Source organism: Mesorhizobium hawassense (assembly GCF_003289945.1).
GTDB classification, from domain to species: domain Bacteria; phylum Pseudomonadota; class Alphaproteobacteria; order Rhizobiales; family Rhizobiaceae; genus Mesorhizobium; species Mesorhizobium hawassense.
Genome location: NZ_QMBP01000001.1, coordinates 132,349 through 156,622 on the forward strand (window position 1 = coordinate 132,349; position 24,274 = coordinate 156,622).

At 61.1% G+C, this 24,274-nt stretch carries 20 protein-coding genes; 18 read left to right on the top strand and 2 right to left on the bottom strand.

Going from position 1 to position 24,274, the window contains the following annotated elements; translation table 11 throughout:
- Window positions 1–3: 3 nt before the first annotated feature.
- The 14 genes from DPM33_RS00620 to DPM33_RS00680 all read left to right on the top strand — a co-directional run bounded on the left by DPM33_RS00620 (window position 4) and on the right by DPM33_RS00680 (window position 15,918).
- Window positions 4–903 carry a peptidylprolyl isomerase gene (locus tag DPM33_RS00620; protein ID WP_112094975.1) on the top strand — a complete coding sequence of 300 codons (900 nt, stop codon included), beginning with the start codon at window positions 4–6 and terminating at the stop codon, window positions 901–903.
- A gap of 10 nt (window positions 904–913) precedes the next feature.
- Window positions 914–1,069 carry a hypothetical protein gene (locus DPM33_RS36760; RefSeq protein ID WP_245441941.1) on the top strand — a complete coding sequence of 52 codons (156 nt, stop codon included), beginning with the start codon at window positions 914–916 and terminating at the stop codon, window positions 1,067–1,069.
- A 4-nt stretch (window positions 1,070–1,073) separates the two neighbouring features.
- A complete protein-coding gene (locus tag DPM33_RS37340; RefSeq protein ID WP_281004751.1) occupies window positions 1,074–1,199 on the top strand; it encodes a hypothetical protein in 126 nt (41 codons plus the stop codon).
- A 111-nt stretch (window positions 1,200–1,310) separates the two neighbouring features.
- Entirely contained in the window at window positions 1,311–1,907 is a 597-nt protein-coding gene (locus DPM33_RS00630; RefSeq protein WP_112094976.1) for a DUF2478 domain-containing protein, read from the top strand.
- Window positions 1,908–2,777: 870 nt separating this feature from the next.
- Window positions 2,778–3,536, top strand: coding sequence for an SDR family oxidoreductase (locus DPM33_RS00635; RefSeq protein ID WP_112094977.1), 759 nt, complete (start codon window positions 2,778–2,780; stop codon window positions 3,534–3,536).
- 501 nt (window positions 3,537–4,037) lie between these two features.
- Window positions 4,038–4,874, top strand: coding sequence for an alpha/beta fold hydrolase (locus DPM33_RS00640; protein ID WP_112095840.1), 837 nt, complete (start codon window positions 4,038–4,040; stop codon window positions 4,872–4,874).
- A 91-nt stretch (window positions 4,875–4,965) separates the two neighbouring features.
- Window positions 4,966–5,376: a cupin domain-containing protein gene (locus DPM33_RS00645; protein ID WP_112094978.1), complete on the top strand. Its 411-nt coding sequence runs from the start codon at window positions 4,966–4,968 to the stop codon at window positions 5,374–5,376.
- A 61-nt stretch (window positions 5,377–5,437) separates the two neighbouring features.
- Window positions 5,438–5,851 carry a CBS domain-containing protein gene (locus DPM33_RS00650; RefSeq protein ID WP_281004775.1) on the top strand — a complete coding sequence of 138 codons (414 nt, stop codon included), beginning with the start codon at window positions 5,438–5,440 and terminating at the stop codon, window positions 5,849–5,851.
- A gap of 730 nt (window positions 5,852–6,581) precedes the next feature.
- Complete coding sequence (locus DPM33_RS00655) at window positions 6,582–7,862, top strand: HlyD family secretion protein (RefSeq protein ID WP_112094980.1); 1,281 nt, start codon at window positions 6,582–6,584, stop codon at window positions 7,860–7,862.
- A 138-nt stretch (window positions 7,863–8,000) separates the two neighbouring features.
- Complete coding sequence (locus tag DPM33_RS00660) at window positions 8,001–9,611, top strand: MDR family MFS transporter (RefSeq protein WP_112094981.1); 1,611 nt, start codon at window positions 8,001–8,003, stop codon at window positions 9,609–9,611.
- 312 nt (window positions 9,612–9,923) lie between these two features.
- Window positions 9,924–13,913 carry a PAS domain-containing protein gene (locus DPM33_RS00665; protein ID WP_112094982.1) on the top strand — a complete coding sequence of 1,330 codons (3,990 nt, stop codon included), beginning with the start codon at window positions 9,924–9,926 and terminating at the stop codon, window positions 13,911–13,913.
- 293 nt (window positions 13,914–14,206) lie between these two features.
- The gene (locus DPM33_RS00670) at window positions 14,207–14,863 is read left to right on the top strand and encodes a response regulator transcription factor (RefSeq protein ID WP_112094983.1); all 657 of its coding nucleotides are present in this window, start codon (window positions 14,207–14,209) and stop codon (window positions 14,861–14,863) included.
- Complete coding sequence (locus DPM33_RS00675) at window positions 14,850–15,239, top strand: response regulator (protein ID WP_112094984.1); 390 nt, start codon at window positions 14,850–14,852, stop codon at window positions 15,237–15,239. Before DPM33_RS00670 ends, DPM33_RS00675 begins: the two co-directional genes overlap by 14 nt.
- Window positions 15,229–15,918, top strand: coding sequence for a response regulator transcription factor (locus DPM33_RS00680; protein ID WP_112094985.1), 690 nt, complete (start codon window positions 15,229–15,231; stop codon window positions 15,916–15,918). Before DPM33_RS00675 ends, DPM33_RS00680 begins: the two co-directional genes overlap by 11 nt.
- A gap of 505 nt (window positions 15,919–16,423) precedes the next feature.
- On the opposite strand, the gene DPM33_RS36055 is transcribed toward DPM33_RS00680, so the two are convergent.
- Window positions 16,424–16,888 carry a hypothetical protein gene (locus tag DPM33_RS36055; RefSeq protein WP_167448899.1) on the bottom strand — a complete coding sequence of 155 codons (465 nt, stop codon included), beginning with the start codon at window positions 16,886–16,888 and terminating at the stop codon, window positions 16,424–16,426.
- 359 nt (window positions 16,889–17,247) lie between these two features.
- Here DPM33_RS36055 and DPM33_RS00685 point away from each other — a divergent pair, with 359 nt between their 5' ends.
- Genes DPM33_RS00685 through DPM33_RS00700 form a run of 4 tightly spaced genes read left to right on the top strand, consistent with a single transcriptional unit; the run spans window position 17,248 to window position 22,497 of the window.
- The gene (locus DPM33_RS00685) at window positions 17,248–18,801 is read left to right on the top strand and encodes an ABC transporter substrate-binding protein (RefSeq protein WP_112094986.1); all 1,554 of its coding nucleotides are present in this window, start codon (window positions 17,248–17,250) and stop codon (window positions 18,799–18,801) included.
- 46 nt (window positions 18,802–18,847) lie between these two features.
- Entirely contained in the window at window positions 18,848–20,650 is a 1,803-nt protein-coding gene (locus tag DPM33_RS00690; RefSeq protein WP_112094987.1) for an oligopeptide/dipeptide ABC transporter ATP-binding protein, read from the top strand.
- On the top strand, window positions 20,647–21,507 hold the full coding sequence (locus tag DPM33_RS00695) for an ABC transporter permease (RefSeq protein ID WP_112094988.1): 861 nt from the start codon (window positions 20,647–20,649) through the stop codon (window positions 21,505–21,507). The genes DPM33_RS00690 and DPM33_RS00695 overlap by 4 nt, the downstream gene beginning before the upstream one ends.
- Window positions 21,508–22,497, top strand: coding sequence for an ABC transporter permease (locus DPM33_RS00700; protein WP_112094989.1), 990 nt, complete (start codon window positions 21,508–21,510; stop codon window positions 22,495–22,497).
- A 17-nt stretch (window positions 22,498–22,514) separates the two neighbouring features.
- Here the strand turns inward: DPM33_RS00700 and DPM33_RS00705 are convergent, their stop codons facing one another.
- Window positions 22,515–24,224, bottom strand: coding sequence for a PAS domain-containing sensor histidine kinase (locus DPM33_RS00705; RefSeq protein ID WP_245441943.1), 1,710 nt, complete (start codon window positions 24,222–24,224; stop codon window positions 22,515–22,517).
- Window positions 24,225–24,274: the final 50 nt, after the last annotated feature.

Genomic DNA, 24,274 nt, shown 5'->3' on the forward strand with positions numbered 1-24,274 from the left:
ACCATGACCGCGCTCGTCATCGATCATTCGGCCGGCCGCAAATCGTCCGAACATCCGCACGAACACCGACCCGCAACTCCCGACACGGCACCCTCTCGTGAACTTGTGGCGATGCCGCCGGTGACCGTCAACGGCGTGGCGATATCGCGCAAGGCGATCGCCGCCGAGGTGCAAAACTTTCCCGCCCGCAATCCCGGCGAGGGATGGCGTGCCGCAACCCGTGCGCTCGTCGTCCGCGAACTGCTCCTGCAGGAGGCCCGGCGTCTCGATATCGCCGCCGACCAGCGGACGGACCAGGATGGGCGCAGGGAGACCATCGAAGACGCGCTGGTGCGCGGCCTGATCGAGCGCGAGGTCCGTGTTCCCGAGGCAGACGAGGAGACGCTGCGGCGCTTCTACGAAAATAATCTTCGCCGTTTCATGACGCCGCCTCTCTATGAAGCCGATCATATTCTCATAGCGGCTCGTCACGATGATCGTGAAGCATTCGCCGCCGCGCGTGAAAGGGTGTCGTCGCTGAGATCTACTCTGGCAACTGCTCCAGAGCGTTTCGCGGCATTGGCGCGAGATTGCTCGGATTGCCCGTCGGGAACCTTGGGTGGCAGCCTCGGTCAGATCGGGCCTGGCGACACCACCCCGGAATTCGAGGCCGCTCTCATCGATCTCGTCCCAGGCGATATCTCGCAGCCGGTGGAGACGCGCTACGGCGTCCACCTCATTCGCCTGACGCGGCGCATCGATGGCCGCCAGCTTCCGTTCGAGGCCGTGCGGGAACGCATCGCGTCCTACCTGGCCGAGCACGTCAGCCGGCAGGCGACGGCGCAATACGTCTCCCTGCTTGTCGGCCGGGCGGACATCGTCGGGATTGCCATCGACGGCGCATCCTCGCCGCTGGTGCAGTGAGGGGGATGCAATGCTCGGAGATATCATCGCCTCGCTGGAAGACCCGAAAGCGGCCATGGCAATCGTCGCCGCGTTCGAGGAACCGGCCTTGGCCGCGCGGTTGACCGCCGTCGCGGATACATCCGGTCGTTCGCCGGCCGATATCGTCGGCTCTGCCGTTTCGTAATTTCGTGGACACCGCATCCGACGATCTTTGGACGCAACTCATCGGTATCATGAACCGCGCGCAGGATCCCGGTCTCGCGGCCATGCGCGCAATTCTCGACAAGGCGCTGCCTAGAACAGGCAAGACCTGATGAAGCCTCTCGTCCGACGTCGGAGCTGTTCCCGCCCGAGCGCGCGAACGGTGCCAATCGAAATAGCGGGACATGCGGGCCGGCAAAATTTCAATCTGAAGGAGGTTCCCGATGGGGAGCGTTCGCACTGACTGTCCTATCACCGCAATCGTCTACTCGAACGGTTCGGAATTCGAGGCATTCCTGCAGGAAATCACCGCCTCTATGGCTGAACGAGGCATGCGACTGGCTGGCCTCATCCAGCGAAGCGAATCGAAACCGGACCGCGTGAAATGCGACATGCATCTGCGGGATCTCGCGACAGGCATGCTCCACAGCATATCCGACGATCGAGGCCCCCATGCCCGTGGCTGTGTTTTGAATACCGATCGACTGCTCCGCGCCTGCGAAGCTGCGGAAGCGGAGTTGTCCCGCCAGACCGATCTCCTGGTTCTGTGCAAGTTCGGTAAGACGGAGGCCGAAGGAGCTGGCTTCAGGGCTCTGATTGCCAAGGCGTTCGAACTTTCCGTACCAGTGCTGATTGGCGTACCTTTGATCAATCTCGCCCCGTTCAGGGAATTTTCAGCCGACCTCGCTCGAGAAATCGAACTGTCTCAATTGTCGTCCGATCATTTGGCGGCCGTGGAATGTCTGCTCCATGGTAGCGTGAAGGTGCGCGGCGCCAATCAATCCCAGTATGGGAGAATAGTCGGTGCCGAAGTGGCGTGAGATCATTCTGCGCTCCGTCGTAGCCGGTGGAGCTACGTGTGTTTGGGCAGCCATCGTCGATTGGACGGGAGGCTCATCGGTTCTGATTTCCTTTGGAGCGATCTTGATAGCGTTCGGCGTCGTCGGTGATTTCAGCCAGAACTGATGGGGCAATCAGTCAACGATAGCCGCGCCAGATTCCCTCTGCCCGGCGCCGGCGGCCGGCCCGCCGCGCAGCGCCACGTGGATCGCCGGGATAACCAGCACCGTCCCGTGATGCATGGGGGGATGACAGCAGGTCCGCAATTTGGGGGCCCTCCGGACCGATATTCATGCCATCGTCCGGGCCTCCATGAGAGTTGGTCTTGCGCCGAAAAAATGCAGGCGGCGATTTTGGCTGCCGTATGAATTGCCTTCGTGTCCACATCCGGCTCCTTCTCGACTGGGAATCTCCATCTCCGATCCGGCAGACGGGATCTGCGCCCACATCCCTGATCAAGCAAAGTGCTTTCGAATGGCGCGAGCGCCGTGGCGTGGAAGGGTGTGCGTAAAGGCGTGTATTGCTTAGCGCCTCATCTCGGCCGAAGAGTTCAGTTTTGGTGCTGGCCGGAAGCGACTCTTCCCGCCCTCCTCGCTGCTGAATGCGGCCTCCGACCGATCCCTAATGGGATGTCGGCTTGGCTAGGATACGAGACACGGTCTCCTTGCTGACTAGGCCTCCCACGCCACGGATGCATCTACCCTAGACCTTCGCATCGCATGACAGATGCTTCCGTTCGATAGTCCGCGCATGCAGCCCCGGTGCATTGTCTGGAACGAAGACAGCTGATGCGCCGGGCCCTTGGCTCGATCAGACAAATCAACCCTGAAACACGAACGAGGAGGTTCGTTATGAAGATCGTTGTCATTGGTGGCACCGGACTGATCGGCTCGAAGACCGTCGAAAGGCTGCGCAGGAAAGGCCACGACGTATTCGCCGCGTCACCCAATGGCGGCGTCAACACGATCACCGGTGAAGGCCTCGCCGAAGTGCTCGAGGGAGCGCAGGTCGTCATCGACTTGGCGAACTCACCCTCCTTCGAGGACAAGGCGGTGCTGGAGTTCTTCGAGACTTCCGGCCGAAACTTGCTCGCGGCAGAGAAGGCAGCTGGCGTGAAGCACCACATCGCCCTTTCGATCGTGGGGGCCGAGCGTCTGCCTGACAGCGGCTATATGCGCGCCAAGATGGCCCAGGAAAAGCTCATCCGAGGTTCCGGCATCCCGTACACCATCGTCCACTCGACGCAGTTCTTCGAGTTTCTGGGCGGTATCGCCCAGTCAGGAACGGTCGGGGACACCACCACTGTTCCGAGCGCCTATTTTCAGCCAATCGCGTCTGACGACGTCGCGGACATCATGACCGATGTCGCGCTCTCGCCGCCGGTCAACGGCGTCGTTGAGATCGGAGGCCCGGAGCCGGTCCGCATGAGCGATCTGGTCGCACGGTTCCTGAAGGCAACGAACGATCCGCGCAGAGTAACCGCGGACCCCCACGCGCGGTATTTCGGCACACAGTTGGACGACCGCTCGCTCGTGCCACGCAACCATCCGCGGCTCGGTACGGTTCGCTTCGAAGAGTGGTTCAGCCACTCTCGTCCCAGCGGGCACTGACATGGCCTGCGCGCCGCGCGGGCCAGGATCGAACGGGAGTGAACGGAAGCCTAAGACGAACCGCTTTCTGTTCAGGTGCGCAGGGTCGGCGGGCGAGAAGTGTAGGAAAATGAAATGGTATACCATGTAAAAGAACAAGCTGACGGCAACGGTTACTATGGTTTCTACGTATACAATGACGAGAAATACGTAGCTGGTCCGTGGCTCGAAGATTGGGAGGCTGAACATTACATCGAGACGCTGACTATGGGCCGCTATATGGGAATGGCTGACAAAACAGCCGTCATGCGAGGCCGCAGAAGCGACGGCAAACTCGTTTTGCGCGATGAGCGCAAGCATCAATCCGGTGATACCGGCGACGCCGAACACGATGCGGATCATCGCGCATCGCGCCGAGACGTCTTGTTCGGCGCCTTCACCGCCGTTGCCGTGGCCGGTCTCGTCCGAGCCGCACCCGCTCAGGCAAAGCACCAAAACCTTCCAAGCAAAGGAGCCGCAGGCATGGGCATGATCACGACCAGCGACGGTACGCAAATTTACTATAAGGATTGGGGCTCCAGGGGCGCTCAGCCGATCGTATTCCACCACGGGTGGCCTCTGAGCGCCGACGATTGGGATGCGCAGATGCTCTATCTTCTCGACAAGGGCTACCGTGTCATCGCCCATGACCGGCGCGGCCACGGCCGCTCCGCGCAGGTGAGCGAAGGCCACGACATGGATCACTACGCCGCCGATGCCGACGCCGTGGTCAAGCATCTCGACTTGAGCGAGGCGGTCCACATCGGTCACTCCACCGGCGGCGGCGAAGCTACCCACTATGTCGCGCGGCATGGTCAGCGTCAGGGCCGCGTCGCGAAACTCGTGCTTATCAGCGCCGTGCCTCCGATCGTGGTGAAGACGCCCGCCAATCCAGGCGGCCTGCCGATCGAAGTCTTTGACGGCTTGCGCGAGGCGCTCGCCGGCAATCGGGCGGACTTCTATCTCGATTTCGCAAGCGGTCCTTTTTACGGGTTCAATAGGCCGGGCGCGAAGCCAATTCCTGGTGTCATCCAGAACTGGTGGCGGCAGGCGATGATGGGCAGCGCCAAGGCGCAGTATGACGGCATCAAGGCTTTTTCGGAGACCGACTTCACCGAGGATCTCAAGGCAATCGACGTGCCGACGCTCGTGATGCACGGCGATGATGACCAGATCGTTCCGATCGGAGACTCGGCACTGTTGTCCGCAAAACTCCTGAAGAGCGGGGCACTCAAGGTCTACGAGAAATTCCCGCACGGGATGTGCACGACCCACGCCGACACAGTGAATCCCGACCTGCTCGCCTTCATCAGGTCATAGGCTCGCGACCGCGTCCCCTCGGCGAGAGCCTGATCGCCGGCCGCCCCTCCCACGGCCGGCGATCCCCCCATCACAACTAGGAGCCAAGACAATGATCAGGACTACACTCTTCATCGCTGCCGCCGCAGCCATCTACGCAACCGGCGCTCTGGCCGACGATTCGCAAGGCCCAAAGGTCACGCTGGTCTACGATCAGCAGCTGCCCAACGTGCCGGGCAAGAGCATCAAGGGCGTGCTCGTCGAATATGGACCTGGCGGAAGCTCTGAGGCGCATACGCACGCAAAATCGGCTTTCATCTATGCCACGGTGCTCGAGGGAGCAATCAATACCCAGGTCAACCACGGTCCGGTGAAGACATATCGCGCCGGCGAAAACTTTTCTGAGTTTCCGGGTGATCACCACACCTTCGAGGAGAATGCGAGCAAGACGGAACCGGCGCGCATGCTTGCCGTATTCGTCGTCGATACAAACGACACCAATCTGACCACACCCGAAAAGTGAGGTCGACACCAGTAAGGTGATCTTTCGGAGGACTTTGATGCAAATCGAACAACTCAACGCGATGACGAAGGCTCGCCTGATGGTGATCGACGCCAGCGCGGCGGTGCAAGCCGCCGCGCATTCGCTTTCGAAGCCGGGTATTGGCCTTGTAATAGTATGCGACGACGATGGAGCCGCGGCAGGCGTCCTAAGCAAATCCGACCTCATCCGACACCTCACCAGCCCGAGATTGCCGGCGCCGCCGGCCTCCGCCCTCATGACCAGCCCAATCGTGTCATGCGGTCCGCAGGATGATCTCCACGCCGTCTACCAGACCATGGCTTCGCGAAGTCTGCAAAATCTCCCCGTGCTCGACGTCGGCGCAAAGCCTATCGGCATATTGGACATACGCGATGCGATGAGAGCTCTTTTCCGAGAAGAAGAGATCGAGGAGCAGATGCTCTTCAACTACGTCACCGGTGTCGGATATCGCTAGGTAATCCCTGTGACGGGAATGTACGGGTTTAAGATCAGGCCAGAGCAAGGTCCTCTGGCCCGATCGGCGTTAGCGCGGCATCCCCTGAGACGAGCCCTTGGCTTGCACGGCTTTGACGGTCCGCCGCGCGGTACGGCTGGAAGGCGCGCGCGTGGACATCGAAGCACATGGCCCGCAGCAGCATCACAAATATATAGTTGTTGTTGCTATCAGGCGCGGTTAACTCCAGTAAGATTGTTGTTATAATCCTAATATTCAGTTTTATGTATTAAACAATGGCGAAATATAGATTCGCTTGCGGATCATGTACATTAGAATAGATGCTTTTTGCTCAAGGTTCCTCAAAGTATTTTGCGAGCCGTGTCAACCGGACGAGACAGGGATGACGAATGCAGGGGTTTTTCCGGTTTCTCTCTGCAGCCAACGAATAGGCAGGCGAGCGTCTTACCTGTCCGGCTCCCCAATTCCAGCGTGAGTGTCGCCCATTTCATGTGACCACGAGAGGGCGCTGCTTGCGCGCTGTTTTTGCGAGATCACCTGAGACTGGTAGCTACGCAGCCTTCGAACCGTCATGACGGGCCGCATGCACCCGCAGCTGAATTTGATTTGTCGCCTCGATTTCCAGGCTCGTGGGAGAATGCATCCTGCACCTTTGCATGGGGCCACAGATACTCCCGTAGAATAGGTTCGCACGGCGGGTCGCGGCATTCTGCGCGTTAGGAGGAACGACATGTCCGAGATGCCCGCAACCACGAGATTCGGCAACGCAACCGAGGCGGCCGTGACTCAGCAGCAGCCGGCAGCCCTCATCGGGCAACCGGAGCAGCCTTCGGCGGAACAGCAAGGCCCCTTGTCGCTTCGCGCGGCCGGTGCTCCCGATGGCATCACTTCGCCGGTGTCCAAGCGGCGCTTCAAGCGCATGGCTCTCGCGTCCGCGGTTCTGGCCAGCATTATTGCGGGCGGTTATTGGGGGCATGGTTACTGGACCACGGGCCAGTACCTTGAGTCGACCGACGACGCCTATTTGAAGGCCGACTACACGACTGTGGCGCCGAAGATTTCAGGCTACATCGCCGCCGTGCTGGTGCATGACAACCAGGCGGTCGAGACGGGGCAGGTTCTCGCCCGCATCGACGACCGCGATTTCCGTGCCGCACTTGCGCAGGCGGATGCCGACGTCAAGGCCGCCGAGGCGGCCGTCCGTAATCTCGACGCACAGATTGCGCTCCAGCATTCGCTGATCGAGCAGGCAAAGGCGACGGTCGCCGCAACACAAGCCTCGCTGACGTTCGCCAGCGCCGACGCCGACCGCTATACGACGCTGGCCAAGAGCGGCACCGGCACTGCCCAGAAGGCTGAAGCAAGCCGCGCCCAAGCCGACCAGCTCGTCGCCGGGCTGCAGCGCGACGAGGCTTCCGTGGCTGCCGCGCAGGCCAAGATCAACGTGCTCGTCACCGAGCGCGACAGTGCCGTGGCCCAGAAGGATCGGGCCCAGGCAGCCGCCGGACAGGCCCGGCTGAACCTCTCCTACGCTACGATCACGGCGCCGGTCGACGGCACCGTCGGCGCGCGCACGCTCAGGGTCGGACAGTTTGTGGGATCGGGCATGCAACTGATGGCTGTCGTGCCGATGGACGCCATCTACGTCGTCGCCAACTTCAAGGAAACGCAGCTCGCTCATGTGCGCGACGGTCAGCCCGTGAGTCTCGTCGTCGACGGCTTCCCGGGCGTCGAGCTGAAAGGGCACGTAGACAGCCTGTCGCCGGCGAGCGGTTTGGAGTTCGCGCTGCTGCCGCCCGACAACGCTACCGGCAACTTCACCAAGATCGTGCAGCGTATCCCGGTGAGGATCGCCATCGACAATCACGAGCTCGGCGGGCTGCTCAGGCCCGGCATGTCCGTCGAGCCGACCATCGACACCAAGGCGACTGTGCTGGCCGAAGCAGGCAAGTCCGCCCAGGCCGACACATTCGTCGGGAACACGGAGGCTGCTGCGGATGGCGCCAGGTAAGCGCCGAGCATCCCGATCAAGCCGGGCTTAGCGAAACGCCAATCCGACGGTACGGGCCGACAGCCCTTCTACCGTTTGGGCGATGATCGACAAAGGGCTGTCAGGCCCATTCCTCCATGCGCTCGAGGAGCCGCAACCATGACCACCGCCGTGTCGTCGCTCCCAACTTCAGCCGGTGCCCAGAACCACGCCGGGACAGCCAGTACCGCCAGTTCGCCGCGGATCTGGGTGGCGGTGGTCGGCTCTGTCCTCGGCGCATTCATGGCCGTGCTCAACATCCAGATTGTCAACGCTTCGCTCGCCGACATCCAGGGAGCGATTGGGGCCGGCATTGACGATGGCGGCTGGATTTCGACTTCCTACCTCATAGCCGAGATTGTGGTGATCCCATTGACAGGCTGGCTGTCCCAGGTCTTCTCGTTACGTTACTATCTGATCACCAACGCGGTGCTGTTCCTGGCCTTCTCGGTTGCCTGCGCCTTCGCCGCCAACCTGGGTCAGATGATCGTTCTGAGAGCGGTCCAGGGTTTCACCGGCGGCGTTCTCATCCCGCTCGCATTCACCATCGTCATCACACTGTTGCCGAAAGCCAAGCAGCCGATCGGTCTGGCGTTGTTCGCCCTGTCGGCCACCTTTGCGCCGGCGATAGGCCCGACCATCGGTGGCTATCTCACCGAGAACTGGGGCTGGCAATACATCTTCTACGTCAATCTGGTGCCTGGCGCGCTCATGGTTGGCATGCTGTGGTTCTCGCTCGACCGCCAGCCGGTGCGGCTTAGCCTGCTCGGCAAGGGGGACTGGCCGGGCATCGTCACCATGGCGCTCGGGCTGGCGGCGCTGCAGACCGTGCTGGAGGAGGGCAACAAGGACGACTGGTTCGGCTCACCCTTTATCGCGCGACTGGCAATCGTCGCAGCCGTGTCGCTGACGCTGTTCGTTTGGATCGAGCTGACATCGAGCCATCCGCTGCTGAACCTCAGGCTGTTGCTCCGCCGCAACTTCGGCTTCGGCGTCCTCGCCAACTTCCTGCTGGGCATCGCGCTCTACGGCTCAGTCTTCATCGTGCCTGTCTATCTCGCCCGCATTCAAGGCTACAATGCCGAGCAGATCGGCATGGTGCTCGCCTGGACCGGGTTGCCGCAGCTGGTCCTGATCCCGCTTGTACCTGGCCTCATGCAGCGCTTCGACATCCGTCTCGTCATTGCGGTCGGCTTTGCGCTGTTTGCCACCTCCAACTTCATGAACATCCATATGAGCGGAGCATATGCCAGCGACCAGTTGTTTTTGCCGAACATCGTTCGCGCCATCGGTCAGGCCGTTATATTGGCGCCGCTTTCGGCAATCGCCACATCAGGCATCGAGAGTGAGAATGCCGGCTCGGCCTCGGCACTGTTCAACATGACCCGCAACCTCGGCGGCGCCGTTGGCATCGCGCTGCTGCAAACCTTCCTCACCAAGCGCGAGCAGTACCATTCGAACGTGCTGGTACAATCGGTGTCGTTGTTTCAAGAGGCAACCCGCATCCGCATTGCGCGGCTCACCGCCTATTTCCTGTCGCATGGTATCAGCGACCAGGCACTCGCCGCACAAAAAGCGATTGCTGCCATCGCGCTGAAGGTGCGCCAGCAGGCCTACGTCATGGCCTTCAACGACACCTTCTTCCTGCTTGGCGTCAGCTTGACGATTGCGTTGGCGGCAGTGCTGCTGCTGAAGAAGCCCGGCCCCATCACCGCCAGCGGCGCCCACTGAGTCGCTCTGTCCAACAAGACCGGACAAAAGGGAGCGGCGGTCACGTTTTAGATCAAGCCTGCGATTGCCGAGATCCAGTGCGTGAGAATGTTCGCCCGCCGGGCGGCAGCGAAATGGGTGATGTCGCCGAACAGGAATTGGCTGATTCTTGCCGGTGGACCGGTAGCGCGCAATATTATGGATTTCCATAAGATGCGGCTTTGGCATGGCGGCACTAGGATACGATGTGAATTTCGCCAGCCAGATATCGAGGACAGGCGCCAACCAAGCGCCGGCGGTCCTCACGCGGTCTTTGTCAGGCAGGAGAAGCCGATGATGCGCGTCTGGTCGCACCGTCCAAAATTCATGCTTTTGGGGCTTTTTGGGGCGGCTTATGTTCTGGGCTGCGGATTTGCTCAACTGCTCGCGATCGTACCTGGAACAGGCATTTCCGTTTGGCCCCCAAGTGGGCTTTTCATTGCGACGCTTGTCCTCGCCTCGAGGAGCAGCTGGCCATGGTGGATCCTCACCGGTTGTCTGGCTGAACTTTTCAGCAATTTCGTGTGGTTCCATAGTCCGTGGCCCGCAGCCTTGCTGATTTATGTCGGCAATGCTCTCGAGGCGACAGCCGGGGCATGGCTCGTGAACCGGACCAGCAAGCGTCCGGGACAACTGGAAAGCCTGCAGGAAGTTCTCGCATTCGTCGTGCTTGCCGCTGGAATTGCCCCGGTCGTAAGCGCGACCGTGGGAAGCGCCACCCTTGCCTGGTTTGACATGCAAGCGCAAACCTTCACGGGGGCCTGGCCCCTATGGTGGATCGGTGACGCCACCGGGGTTTTGATCGTGGCCCCGCTGGCGCTGGTCGTGTTCCGGAACTGGCTTGGCAGGGCCGACCTTTCGGCTGCGCGATGGTGGGAAGTCTGCATCCTGGGGCTAATCTTCCTGGGTGTCGCCGTACTTTCCCTGAGCGGTTACCTCCCTTACGCCTATATCATCATGCCACCTCTGCTTTGGGCCGCGGTGCGTTTTGAGTTCAAGGGCGCAGCCGTCGCCTTGGTGCTCCTTGCTCTAATTGCAGCTGTCTTCACGGTGTTCGGCGCCGGCGAATTTGCCGGTAATCCCGGCGCCTTGAAGCACAACCAGATCATGCTGCAGCTTTTCCTGGGGATCTCGGCATTTTCAGCACTCATCGTGGCCGCCATTTCCCGACAGCACCAGCTGGCGCTGCTCACATTGCGTCAAAGCGTGGAGGCGCTGCGCGACCGTGAGCGGGAGCTCTCGCTGCTCGTGGACATGGTTCCGAGCCATGTTTGGCGACTGACACCCGAAGGCGAGCCGACTTTCTTCAACAAGCGAATGGTCGATTTCCTCGGCCTGAACATTGCTGATCTGGGCAAGGCTGGGATGACCAAGCTCGATGCTGTTGTTGAGACAGTCCATCCGGATGATGCGGCAGCGTTCGGTGATTCGCTCCATCGTTGCCTAGACACCGGCGAGAGCTTCGCGATGCGATATCGCCTGCGTCGCGCCGACGGCGTCTACCATTGGATGTCGAGCCGGGCGGACCCGATGCGGGACCAGCACGGGCGCATCGTCCAGTGGTACGGGTTGTGCCATGACATAGACGATCAAGTGCAGGCCGAAGAGGCGCTCCGGCGAAGCGAGCGGCAGCTCCAGGAGATGGTCGACGCCGTGCCGGTCCGCATCTGGAGCGCAACGCCCGCGGGCGGGATGGTGTACTTCAACAAGCGATACCAGGATCATTTCCGCTCCGTAATCCCGGACTTCGAAACGATCGACAAATCGCGCATCGAGAATTTGCTGCAGGAGCTGGTTCATCCAGAGGATGCTCCTCAGGTCGAGCGCACCATGCAGAACTGTTTCGAGTCTGGCGGCTCGTCCGCCATGCGATTTCGCTGGCGCGAGAAGGACGGCGCCTATCGCTGGGCCGAGTGCAGGGTAGGGCCCCGGCGCGATCAGGATGGAGCGATAGCGCAATGGTACGGCGTTTCTCTCGACATCGACGATGAAATGCGCGCGCAGCAGGCATTGCGCGAAAGCGAGCGCGAGCTTTCGCAGCTCGTGGACATGGTCCCGGGTCACGTTTGGCGGCTGAGCCCAGAGGGCGAGCCGGTATTCTTCAACAAGCAGATGGTTGATTTCCTCGGCATGAAGGTTGCGGACACCGACAGGCCGGGCATGAGCCGGCTGCGGGTCTTGGTCGAGACCGTTCATCCGGACGATGCGCCGCGGTTCCAAGAGACCCTTCATCGGAGCCTCGTCACTGGCGAAAGTTTCGCCATGCGATATCGGCTACGCGGCGCAGACGGCATTTATCGGTGGATGTCGGGCCGTGCCGAGCCGATGCGGGACGAGAGTGGCCGTATTGTCCAATGGTTCGGTCTCTCGCACGACATAGACGATCAGATGCGCCTTCATCGCGAGATCGAGGAACGAGAAGCCAAGATCCGGCGACTGGTCGATTCAGATATTATCGGGATCGTCATCTGGGACTTGGACGGAACGCTCATTGACGCCAATGACGCGTTTCTGCGCATGGTCCAGTACGATCGCGATGAACTGAACGCCGGGCTCGATTGGCTCGCGATGACGCCGCCGGAATGGCAAGAAGTGCATGCCCAAGAGGAAGCAGAGGAACTTATGACGACGGGCAAGATGCAAGCCCGGGAGAAGGAATATTTCAGGAAAGACGGCAGCCGGGTGCCTGTGCTGATCGGCGGTGCATTCTTTGAAGGACAGTCCAGGCAAGGGGTCGCCTACATTCTCGATCTAACCGAACTCAAGCGTGCGGAAGCGGCACTGCGAGACCGCGAGCGTGAGCTTCAGCAACTTGTCGACGCCCTGCCGGTCCACGTCTGGAGCTGGACGCCCGATGGCAAGCTGGCCTACCTCAACAAGCGATCCTTGGAGGAGCTCGGTCTTTCCGGCGCGAACTTCGAAGATTGCGCCAGGGTGGCGCAGCAGCTGGTGCATCCCGACGATGCTCCCGAGGTGCTGCGCACGTCGCTCAATTGCCTCAAGACAGGCGATGCCTTCATCATGCGTTATCGGCGCCGCTGGAAAGACGGCAATTATCGCTGGATGGAGGGGCGTTGCGTGCCTCTGCGCGATGGAGACGGAACGATCGTTCAATGGTACCAGGTTTCCATCGACATCAACGACCAGATGCACGCGGAGGAGGCATTGCGCGAGAGGGAGCGCTTCCTCTGGCAGCTTGTCGAAACGCTGCCGGCGATGATCGATTGCGCGGCGCCGGATGGCGAGCCGGTTTATCGCAGCCAGCAGCTCCGCGAATTCCTCGGATATGAGCTCGAGACGTTGGACGGGACGGGAAAGTCGCGTCTAGCGGGCACGCTCGACGCCGGTGTTCATCCCGACGACGTCGCTGGGGTAAAAAAACAATATGCCCGTTCGCTCGCCACCGGCGAGCCTTATGCGCGAAGGCATCGCCTGCGGCGCTTCGACGGCGAATATCGCTGGGTCGAGACGCGCGCCGCGCCGATGCGCAACGCCGAAGGCGCCATAGTGCAATGGAATGTGATCTGCCTGGACATCGACGGTGAGGTTCGGGTGCAGGAACAACTGCGCCTGGCGCAGGAAAATCTCGCGCGTCAGAGTCAGGCGGCCAGTCTGGCCGAGCTCTGCGCTTCGATCGCTCACGAGGTCAACCAGCCCTTGGCGGCCGTCGTGGCGAATTCGCACGCCTGCCAGCGCTGGCTCATGGCTGAACCGCCAAATCTTGAGCGCGCGCAGAAAACCGTGGAGCGCGTCATTCGCGACGCCAACGCGGCGGCGGACGTCGTCAGTCACATCCGTGCCCTGTTCAAGCAATCCGCTGGAACAGGGACAAGCACAACGCTTCCAGGCGTGATTGCCGAAGCGCGCGACCTGATGGCCGAGGAGGCGGCGCGGCGTCGCGTCAGGATGAGCATTGATGTTGAAAACAATCTTCCGCCGGTCGCGCTCGGGCGCGTCCAGATCCAGCAGATACTGGTCAATCTCATCCGTAACGGCATGGATGCGATGGACTCGGTTGCGAGTGACAAAGTCCTCGGGATGCGTGTGCGCCGAACGGCGGATGCGATAGAGACCGAGATCAGCGATCGTGGATCAGGTGTCGCGTTCCCCGACAAGATATTCCAACCGTTCTTCACGACCAAAGACCACGGCATGGGTATGGGCCTCGCGATCTGCCGTTCAATCGTCGAGTCTCACGGCGGAAGGTTGTGGGCGGAGGCGAACGAACCGCAAGGGGCGAAGTTCATCTTCACATTGCCGATTGAAACGAAAACTGCGTCATGACGCCAAATGGATATCGGGGTCTCGGCACGGCTTACGTTTCAGCGAATGGTTGCGCACTGCGCTTGCAGGTCGTTGAGCCGCCCCTTTTTGCCCTATGCGAAGCAATCTTATGCGCAGAAGCATTTGCTCTAAAAGAGCCCGGCCAAATCGCAATACAATGCATGGATTTCCATGAGGTGCGCTCGGGGCGTGGCGGCATTAGGTTAGTGAGGTGAGTCTATCAGTCCAGGTTCAACTGCTGAGAGCGAGTGCCGTACGAAGCGCCAACAATCCCCCTAAGGGAGGTCCGCGCCATGACGACAGATGATCATGTTGTCTTCGTGGTAGATGACGATGAACGCATTCGCGAGGCTCTCAGCGAGTTGCTTGCTTCCCACGGCATGCATGCCGTCGCGTTTGGATCGGCTGGGGACTATGTCAGCGCGGACAAGCCAGACGTCCCAGCTTGCCTCATCCTCGATGTCGAGTTGCCGGATATCAACGGGCTCGATCTGCAGAAGCAGATCGCGGAGAGGGATCATCCACCGATCGTCTTCATAACAGGACATGGCGACATCCCGTCATCCGTCCGGGCCATCAAGGATGGCGCGGTGGATTTCCTGACCAAGCCTTTCAGCGACTCCGATCTCATGGCCGCAATTCGCGTGGCGATCGCCCGCGATCGGGAAATCAGATCGGAGCGTGCCGAACTTGGGGTGTTGAGGCGGCGCTACTTGGAACTTACTCCACGCGAACGTGAGGTGCTGCCGCTGGTGGTGAGCGGCCTGCTGAACAAGCAGGCCGCCGCCGAACTGGGGATCAGCGAGGTCACTTTGCAAATCCATAGAAGGAACGTCATGCAGAAGATGATGGCGGCGTCCCTGGCCGATCTCGTGCGTATCGCGGAGCGACTGGAAATACCGATAACCCACTCGCGCCGGGCGGGAGGGAGTGAGCATGCACAAGCATAAACCCATAGTGGCGGTGGTCGACGACGATCCAAGATTGCTCGAGTCGATGGAGGAACTTCTCGAGTCCGCCGGCTATGTGGCCCGAAGCTTCCCGTCGGCGCGACAATTGCTGATCAGCGGCCTATCGGGGCTGGACGTGCTCATCACCGACATCGGGATGCCTGGCATGGACGGCTTTGAACTTCGTGACCTGGTGAACAGGGCGCGCCCGGAGCTGCCGGTGTTTCTGATCACAGGCCGCCACGAGATAGCCGATCAGGACCGCGCGAAAGGGATCAGTGGGTTCTTCCGAAAGCCTTTCGATGCCCACGCGCTGCTTGCGGCCGTTGGCGAGACTTTGCGCAACCATGATACGGAGGACGGACATGAGAGTTGATCAGCCGCTCTTACGGAGATCGGCGCCGTTGATGCAGCGGAAAAGCGAAGCGGAGCAGCCGCTCATCATAATCGTCGATGATGATGCATCTGTTCGTGAGGCACTGTCGGAATTGATCCTGTCGGCGGGTTTCCGGCCGGTCTCCTTTGCTTCGACCCACGAATTGCTTGGTGCCGATGTGTTGGACAGTCCTGGCTGCTTGATAGTCGACGTGCGGATGCCAGGCGCGAGCGGCCTCGATCTGCAGCATCACCTGGCCGAAAGCGGCAATCCCAAGCCGTTGATCTTCCTGACTGGGCATGGAGATATTCCGATGAGTGTCCAGGCGATGAAGGCTGGCGCAGTGGACTTTCTGACCAAGCCAGTGCGGGACCAAACGCTGCTTGATGCGGTGATCGCGGGCGTTGCGGCGGATGCCTCGCGGCGGGCTGAAGCCGTGATCGTCAAGCGCAATATCGAACGTCGCGAGACGCTGACTCCGCGCGAGCGCGAGGTTCTGCGTGAAGTCGCGCGCGGGCGGGTCAATAAGCAGATCGCGTTCGATCTCGGCATCAGTGAAGTGACGGTCAAGCTGCATCGCGGCAATGTCATGCGCAAGATGGAGGCCAACTCCATTGGCGAGTTGATCCGAGCATGGGAAACGCTACCCGCTCCGATGCGCGAAGGCGGAGCGACCTAGACTAGACCTGGGCATTGAGCCTATCCAAGCCCTCGGTCCAATAGTGTAACCCTGCGGTTGGCCGTATTCGCGACTTTCTGCTTGTCGGCACGCTTGTGCTGCAACCCGCAATCCTCGTGTACTCCGGCTGGTCTTATTCGGGACCCGCGGCAAGGTCCGTACCGATGTCGACTACCCTGAAGCGACGTGCCGGCTGGAACCGCAAGTCGCTCAATTCGCTCGCACAACTTTCGTCGCGTTTGGGGCTGGAACAACGGCAGTTTGGCCGATACCGAGCCCTATGGGCATAGTCTACTCACCGCCCAGGCTTACCCTCGGCCTGCCTGTCCTGAACCTTGGCACTACATGAGAGATCCTTCCGTAGAATAGGTTCGCGGCCCGGATCGGTCCATCCTCCTTTGAGGTTACCACGAGTTTCGATCGCTCCTTCGCCGCCCCGCCGCGTATCCAACTGCGTAGGTCGATCCGACGGTCGCCATGGTTAGCCCGGTTGTTCAATGGCTCGTCACGGATGGATAGGATGAATCAGGATGGACTCTTTTGTATTGGCGCATCCCGCCGTGATGTGGCCCCGTCTGGCAGCCAGGAAGATCAGATAGTCCTCGTCGACCACTTGCGGATAAAGTCGATCCCCCGGAGCGCCGCATGGCATCGCAACCACGCGCCAGGGTCTGCTGAACACCGACCTGCTCACGTTCATGCCAAAATAAGATCGCGCGTCGTTAGCAATTTCCGCGGACGCGCTATGACCGTCCTTGGCAACCTTTCGCGCACATTGAATCGCATGTCGGGCGGCCCGCGAGGCCAGACGTTGTGCGCTCGCGTTGCTGAACGGCGGCCAGATTGCTGGTTCTGTCGGCTTATGTCGCGAATCGTAGAACCGAACCACTGCGCCATCGAACTCGCCTATTGGGTCAAGCATGGGACGCCGGCTGAGGCGGAATGGCGGATCGACGATCGATGAAGCCACGGCAGCAGATATTTGAAGTTACTGCCGAAGCGGTTGACTGTGCATCGCGCAGCCCGTCCGCGAACCAGCAAGCCGATCCTCATTGATGGGTCGTGGGCGGCCCGACGTGCCAGCATCCTATGCCTAGGCATAGGATAACCAGTGCCGAGGTCTCAATAGACCCCGACAGACCGGCAGTAGTACCGTCTAAGCGGTACACCGCCTGGTTTTCCCGCGAGGGTAGCGATCGAAGATTGAAGAACCATCATGGGAACGGCGTATTTTCAGTTCACGAGAACCTGAGGCCTCGTTGGCCACTGCATCGATTGTGGGCGTCCTTGCCGCAGCCCTTGAGAGGACCGAGCCCAACTGAAATGCCCATGCAGACATACGCCTACCCAACCAAACAACCCGGCAAGCGCAGCTTTTGTGTGCGGTTGCTGATACTTCTCGGTTTGCTGCTTGCGGCTTCGCCAGTCTACGCTGAAGGGGTGCTTCGCATACCCTACGTGGCCGATATAGGTACATTCGATCCGGACAATGGCTTCGAGACCGGCGCGATAAGCGCAATCGATAACGTCTACCAGGGTCTCGTCCAATACGAGCCCGGCTCGACCAAGATCGTTGGCTCGCTTGCCACGAGTTGGGACATTTCGGACGACGGACTGACCTACACCTTCCATTTGGCCGAAGGTGTCAAGTTCCACGATGGCGCGCCATTCAATGCGGCGGCGGTCATAAAGTCGTTCGAGCGCCGCCGCGATCATCGAATGATCCTGAGCTACTTCCTGGCCAACGTGAAGGACATGAGAGCGCCCGACGATTCGACCGTCGTGCTCACGCTCGGCCATCCTCAGCCTTCGCTCCTCGATGCCCTTTCCAGTCCATGGGGGCCGAAGATCATCAGTCCGTCAGCGCTCGCCGAGCATGATAACGGCGACTTCGCGACGACCTGGCTTAATGAGCATGCGGTCGGCACCGGTCCTTTCAAACTGGCTGAATTCAAACGCGGACAGCGCTATGTGCTCGAACGCAACGACGCCTATTGGGGCGACAAACCGTTCTTCCGGCAGATCCAGATCTCGGTCGTGCCCGATATCAGCCAGCAGATACTTCAATTGCAGGCGGGTGCGATCGATGCCGTGCCCATCAACTATCCGTTCGCGCAGCTGACCAGCCTGCCGGGGACTCTGGAGATCACGACTGCCCCGAGCATGATACCCTACGATCTCTTCGTTAAGCCGAACTCTCCGCTCGACGACTTGGAGGTCCGCAAGGCCGTCCTGACAGCGATCAACCCGGCGCTGTGGCTCCAGGACGCCTTTGGAGAGTTCGCCAGCCTGTCGAGGTCGGTCTATCCAAACGTTATGCTCGACCCGGTGACTCCGATCCGGTTCCCGACTGACTTCGAGGCAGCGAAAGCCACAATCGCCAAACATGGCGCGGTCCATTTGGTCATTGGCCTCCACAGCGCGGCCCCGGCCTACGCACGCATCGCCGACCTGATGATAGCGCAACTGGCGTTGATCGGAGTAAAGGCGACGGCTTACGTGCTGCCTTCAGGTGCCGCTTATGCGTTGAAGGGCGACCCAAATCCCCCCGACTTGCTGCTCACCATCGCAGGCCCGGACGCCGCTCATCCGGAGAACCAAGCCAAGGTGTTCTTCACAAAGGACGCTCCCCTCAACTTCTTTGGCCGGGTGCTGCCGGAAGCCGACGTCATCGTCAACCAGGCCGGGCAATTGACTGACATCAAGGAACGCAACGCTCTCTACGAGAGAGCGGGGCGGATGTATTTCGATGCCGGGATCGTCATCCCGCTTGTCAACGTCAACGACGTGGTGGTCCATGCCAAAGGTCTGAAGCATCTTGGACTCCGCCCCGTGAACCCACCCGGCAACATCGACTTCGCCACCGTTCGCTGGGGACCCTGAACTCCGCTCATTCGGTTCATTCCCAAAGCTCAGGCTCGTACCGCAGATGGTCAAGCTCTCGCACCGAATGTCCAGATCCGCGACCGAGCCTGTCCTCGCCGTCAAAGACCTCTCAGTCATACTCAGCCGCGAAGGCCGGCCTTCCCGCGTCATCGACAACATCAGTTTCGACATGTTTCCGTGCGAGATCGTCGCGCTGGTCGGAGAAAGCGGTTCCGGCAAGACAAGCATCGGGCTGGCCCTTCAGGGGCTGCTGCCGCGTGAATACCTGCCGCGGGTCGCCGGCTCGATCCGGCTTGCGGGCACCGAGTTAGTCGGCGCGGGAGGGCGTACCTGGCGGTCGGCTCGCCGTCACCTCGTACGCGCCATTCCGCAAGATCCGATGGGGGCGCTCAACCCGACGATGACGATCCGCCACCAGATGCGAGAATCCAATGGCGGGTCCGAGCGATCGATCAAGGACTGGCTCGCCCGAACCGGCCTGGCCGACCCCGACCGCATCGCCGATGCGCTTCCGCATCGCCTGTCAGGCGGGCAGCGTCAGCGCGTGCTTATTGCCATGGCGATGATGGCAAGGCCGAAACTGCTCATCGCCGATGAACCCACCACCGCGCTCGACGTGACCATTCAGGCGCAGATCCTCGACCTGTTGCGCGATCTCACCCGCGAGCAGCAGACGGCAATTCTGTTCGTGACGCATGATCTGAGTGTGGCGGCTTCACTGGCCGACCGCGTCCTGGTTCTCTACGCGGGACGCATCGTTGAAATGGGTCGCATACAGGACGTGGCCCGCAATGCCGCGCACCCCTATTCCGCGGGCTTGCTCGCCGCTCGATTCGATCTGGACTCTGATCGACGGCGGCCGCTTCCCACGCTCCCCGGCGAGCGCGCGCCCCTGATCAATGTTGCAAGCGCCTGCTCCTATGCGCCACGTTGCCCGATCGCCCAGCCGGATTGCATGGCAATCCGCCCTCCGCTGGAGGCAGCTTCCGCCCATGGTGGCGCAGTCGCCTGCCTTCATCAGGAACAAACCCCGTTGCTCTCAACGCAGCGCGCCGATGCGAAGCCATGGCCGGCCGTAGCGGTTCAGGAAACCGCCGCCTTGAGGCTGTCCAACGTCCGAAAGACCTATCCGACCGGGACCCGATCGTTTTGGGGACGGCGCCAATCGCAGCCTGTTCTTAGATCTGTCAACCTTACGATCAAGCCTGGCGAGTGCGTGGCCCTGGTGGGCGAAAGCGGCGCTGGCAAATCTACTCTCTTGAGAATAGCTGCCGGGCTCGAGGCCCCCGAGAGCGGTACGGTTACGCGCTTCGACAAGCTTGGTCCTCAGGTCGTGTTTCAAGACCCCGTGGCGACACTGACGCCGTGGCTCACGATCGGAGAACAGATCGGCGAGCGCCTGCGTGGGGTTTCGCTGGACAGTGAATACGGCCGACGTCGCGTCGGAGAGGCAATAAAGCTGGTCGGCCTCGATCCGGTTCTGATGGACGCTCTGCCGGCCGAGATCTCGGTCGGGCAGTGCCAGCGAGCCGTTTTGGCGCGCGCGGTAATCGTCCCCCCAAGTCTTCTGCTCTGCGATGAGCCGATCAGCGCCATGGACGTGTCGCTGGCGGCCACCACCTTGAACCTCCTCAGCGACCTTCGGCGGCAGCTCGACATGGCGATGCTGTTCGTGACCCACGATCTGGCGGCCGCCAGGATCATTGCCGACCGTATCGCAGTGCTAAAGGACGGTGAACTGGTTGAGGTTGCCGATCCAGATGCCATCATTGCCGCACCGCAGTCCGCCTACACGCGGTCTCTCATCGCAGCGATGCCGAGCCTGCCGGCGGGAGGCGGACGATGACAGGCAGGCCAGGCCAGGACACGCCCGCGCGGCCCCGGTTCAACTGGCGCGATTTCTTCCGGCGTGCCGGTTGGCTTGAAAGCATCGGCATTGTCGGAGTGCCTGTCGTAACCGTTCTTGCCGTGCTGGCGCCGTGGATCACCCCGTTCGACCCACAGCTGCGCGTCGCCGGGGCCTACCTGCCACCTTCGGCCGGACATTGGTTCGGCACCGACGAGATCGGTCGTGATCTGTTCTCGCGCATCATCCTCGGCGTTCGATACACATGGCTGTCGGGGCTTGCCGTTATCGGTTTCACTCTCATTGTGGGTTCTCTAGTCGGGCTGATTTCCGGCCTGATGGGGGGCAAGGTCGATCTTGTCGTCGAGCGGATCGTCGACTTGTTCATAGTCCTTCCCTCAACGCTGATCGCGCTCGCTTTCGTGGCTGCGGTTGGCCCCGGGCTCGTCAACACGATGATCGCGCTCGCCATTTTCTGGTGGCCTTGGTACGCGCGCATATCCCACGATGAAATCCGTCGTCTCAAAGCCCGTCCACATGTTGAGGCTGCGCGTATGGCCGGGGTGCGCGGTCCGCGGCTGCTGTTGCGCTACCTGTTGCCGGGAGTGGTCCCGGCCTTGCTCATCGGGGCGTCGCTGGACCTCGCGAACGTGATCATGACGCTGTCGCTGATGTCGTTCCTTGGTCTTGGCCTTCCTGCACCGGCGCCCGAGCTCGGAGCGATGACGTCGCGCACCCTTGACAGTCTCACCGTGCATTGGTGGCTGCCGATCCTGCCGGCTGCGATCATCTTTTTCCTCTGCCTTCTCGCCAACCTTGCGGGCGACGGAATTCGCGCCGCGCTAAGGGGGGCCTAGATGCTGGCATATCTCACCAAAAGCATCGTCGGCGCCGTCGTCGTTCTCCTGATGATGAGCTTCATCGTTTTCGGTCTGCAAAGCATGATCCCCGCCGATCCAGCGCGAGCCGTCGCCGGGCCGAACGCTCCGCCGGAAACGGTCGAGGCAATGCGCAAGCAACTCGGACTGGACGACCCGGCTTTCGTTCAGTACGGGCGCTTTCTATCGCGTCTGGCACATGGTGATCTGGGGACGTCGGTAAGGACGCGTCAGCCGGTCTCTGACGACATACGGCAATATCTCCCCGCTACGCTTGAACTCGGACTGGCGTCGATCGCTTTGGGAGCGGCGCTTGCGCTCGTGATGGCAGTCCTCCAGTTTCTGGTTCCGGGATCGGGCGGCATAAGGCTCGCCATGGTGGGCGTGGGCTCCACGCCGATCTTTCTGTCGGCCTTGCTTCTCAGCTACTTTTTCTGGTTCCGGCTCGGTTGGCTTCCCGGATCGGGTAGGCTTGGCTACCGCGATTTCGCAGGCCCGACGGGACTCAATCTCCTCGATGGAATACTGGTCGGCCGGCCCGACGTCAGTCTGGACGCGCTGCTGCACATGATCTTGCCCGCGCTTGCATTGGCGCTGCCCATCGGCATCGCGGTTGGGCGAAGCCTGAACGGCGCGCTCCACGAAGTTATGAGTCAGCCATATGTTCGGACGGCACGTGGCAAGGGTCTCAGCGAGACAAAGGTGCTGTTGCGGCACGGTTTGCGCAATGCCGCCACTGCGCCACTGTCCATGCTCGGCCTGCAGGTCCGGCTTCTTTTCGGAAATTTGCTGATCGTCGAGCGCGTTTTCGGCTGGCCCGGTCTGGGTCTTTACACGGTCCAGGCCTTTGCCAGCGCCGATCTCCCGGCGGTGCTGGGCGTCGCCATCGTCTTCGGAATCTTATACATCCTGGTCAACACTCTCATAGAGATCGGACAGTCGATTGCCGATCCTCGGATCAGCCTCTGACGAGCCCGCTCGGGCGCTTACCGTCGCGCCAGTATCTTGTCAGCCCCGGCGGCGCGGATGGGCAGGCTGAATGTTATGGATGCCCCTCCTGTATCGACATTTTCCGCCCAAAGTCGTCCGCGGTGTGCCTCGATGATAGAGCGGCAGATTGCAAGGCCCATTCCCATTCCATCCGGCTTGGTCGTGTAGAACGCGTCGAAGATGCGTTCCGGATTGCTTAGCCCACGGCCGCGATCTCGCACTTCGACCTCGACTGTTCCGTCATTCTGATGCCGCGATATGACTTGCAAGCTTCGCCCGGTGAAACTGATGTCCTGCATCGCTTCGATGCCGTTGCGGACGAGGTTGAGAACGACCTGCTCCATCTGAACGTGGTCGGCAGTCGTCGCAGGGAGAGCGGGATCGAGCTGAAGGTCCAACTCGACGTTGGTCGATGCGAATCTGTCACCCAGGAGATCACACACTTCGCGGATCACGGTGTTCAGATCGATCGCGCGCGGTTCGCTTTCGGTCTTGCTGAATAGTGCTCTGATGCGGCTGATCACCTGCGCTGCCGCGTCGGCGTTCTTGATGATCTTCTGGGCGACGCGGCTGGCGTGATTGAAGTTTGGCGGGTCGGCGTTCAGCCATCTCTGGAATGCGCCGGCGTTGGCCACGACCGCCTGCAGCGGCTGGTTGAGTTCGTGCGCAATGGACACTGACAGTTCGGACAGGCTGGCGGCGCGCAGGGCGCGCGCGAGCCGCTCGTCCGCCAGACGCAGGGATTCTTGTGCGCGGACCTCGTCGTCGATGTCGAAGTTGACGCCGTACCAGCGAAGGATTGTGCCGTCTTCGTCGCGCAGCGGTTCGAAGCGGGAATCGATCCAGCGATATTCGCCGTCCTTGCGGCAGAGCCGACCTTTGTGCTGGAGTGGCTCCCCGCGGGCAAATGACATCTGGAACACGGCCTTGACGCCGGCCTTGTCGTCGGGATGGAACAGCTCCACGTGCGAGGCGAATTGCCGAGTGCCTCGCGGCTCATCCTTGGGCACGTCGATGCCTGCCCAGTCGACGAACCGTTTGTTGAAGTAGTACGGCAACCCCGCCGGCGTCATCAGCCAGATCATGGTGGGAACCGTATCGACCAGCAGCCTGAGCTCCCTCTCGCTCCTACGCAGGGCCGCTTCCGCTTTGTGCCGGTCGTCTATGTCCTCGGTATGGCCATTCCATCCGACGATTCGCCCATGCTCATCGCGCGAGGCAACGCCCGTATCGCGAAACCAGCGATAGGTTCCATCGAACCGGCGCAAACGTTTTTCTTCGATCATCGGCTCGCCCGACCCCAGGCTGTGGCGCCATTGCGCCATGCTCGTCTCGACATCGTCGGGATGGACAAATCTCCGCCACCAGGAAAAGTCGTCCGCATCCATGATCTCGCGCATTTCTTCGGCCGTAACGCCAACGTACTCGAGGGCTGCGGGATTGAGGAACCGAAGGCGCCCGTCTGGATAGGCGGACCAGCCGAGGTCCGGCGTATCGGCAGCAGCAGATCCGGCGCCCTGGTAAACCCGGTCATAAAAGCTGATTGTCCTGAAGATCTTAATTATCAGCCATAGTCCAAACGCCCCGAAAACAAACGCGGCGAACCGAGCAAGACCGTTTTCCGTTGCGTGTCCAGGCAACAGCAAGATAGCCGCCGACATCAGGCTGGCGGCAGATGCGGCCACCAATCCCGCCTTCCAGCCCATGCAGATGCATACGACTGCGACCACCACCAATAGGCCAGATGGCTCGCGGG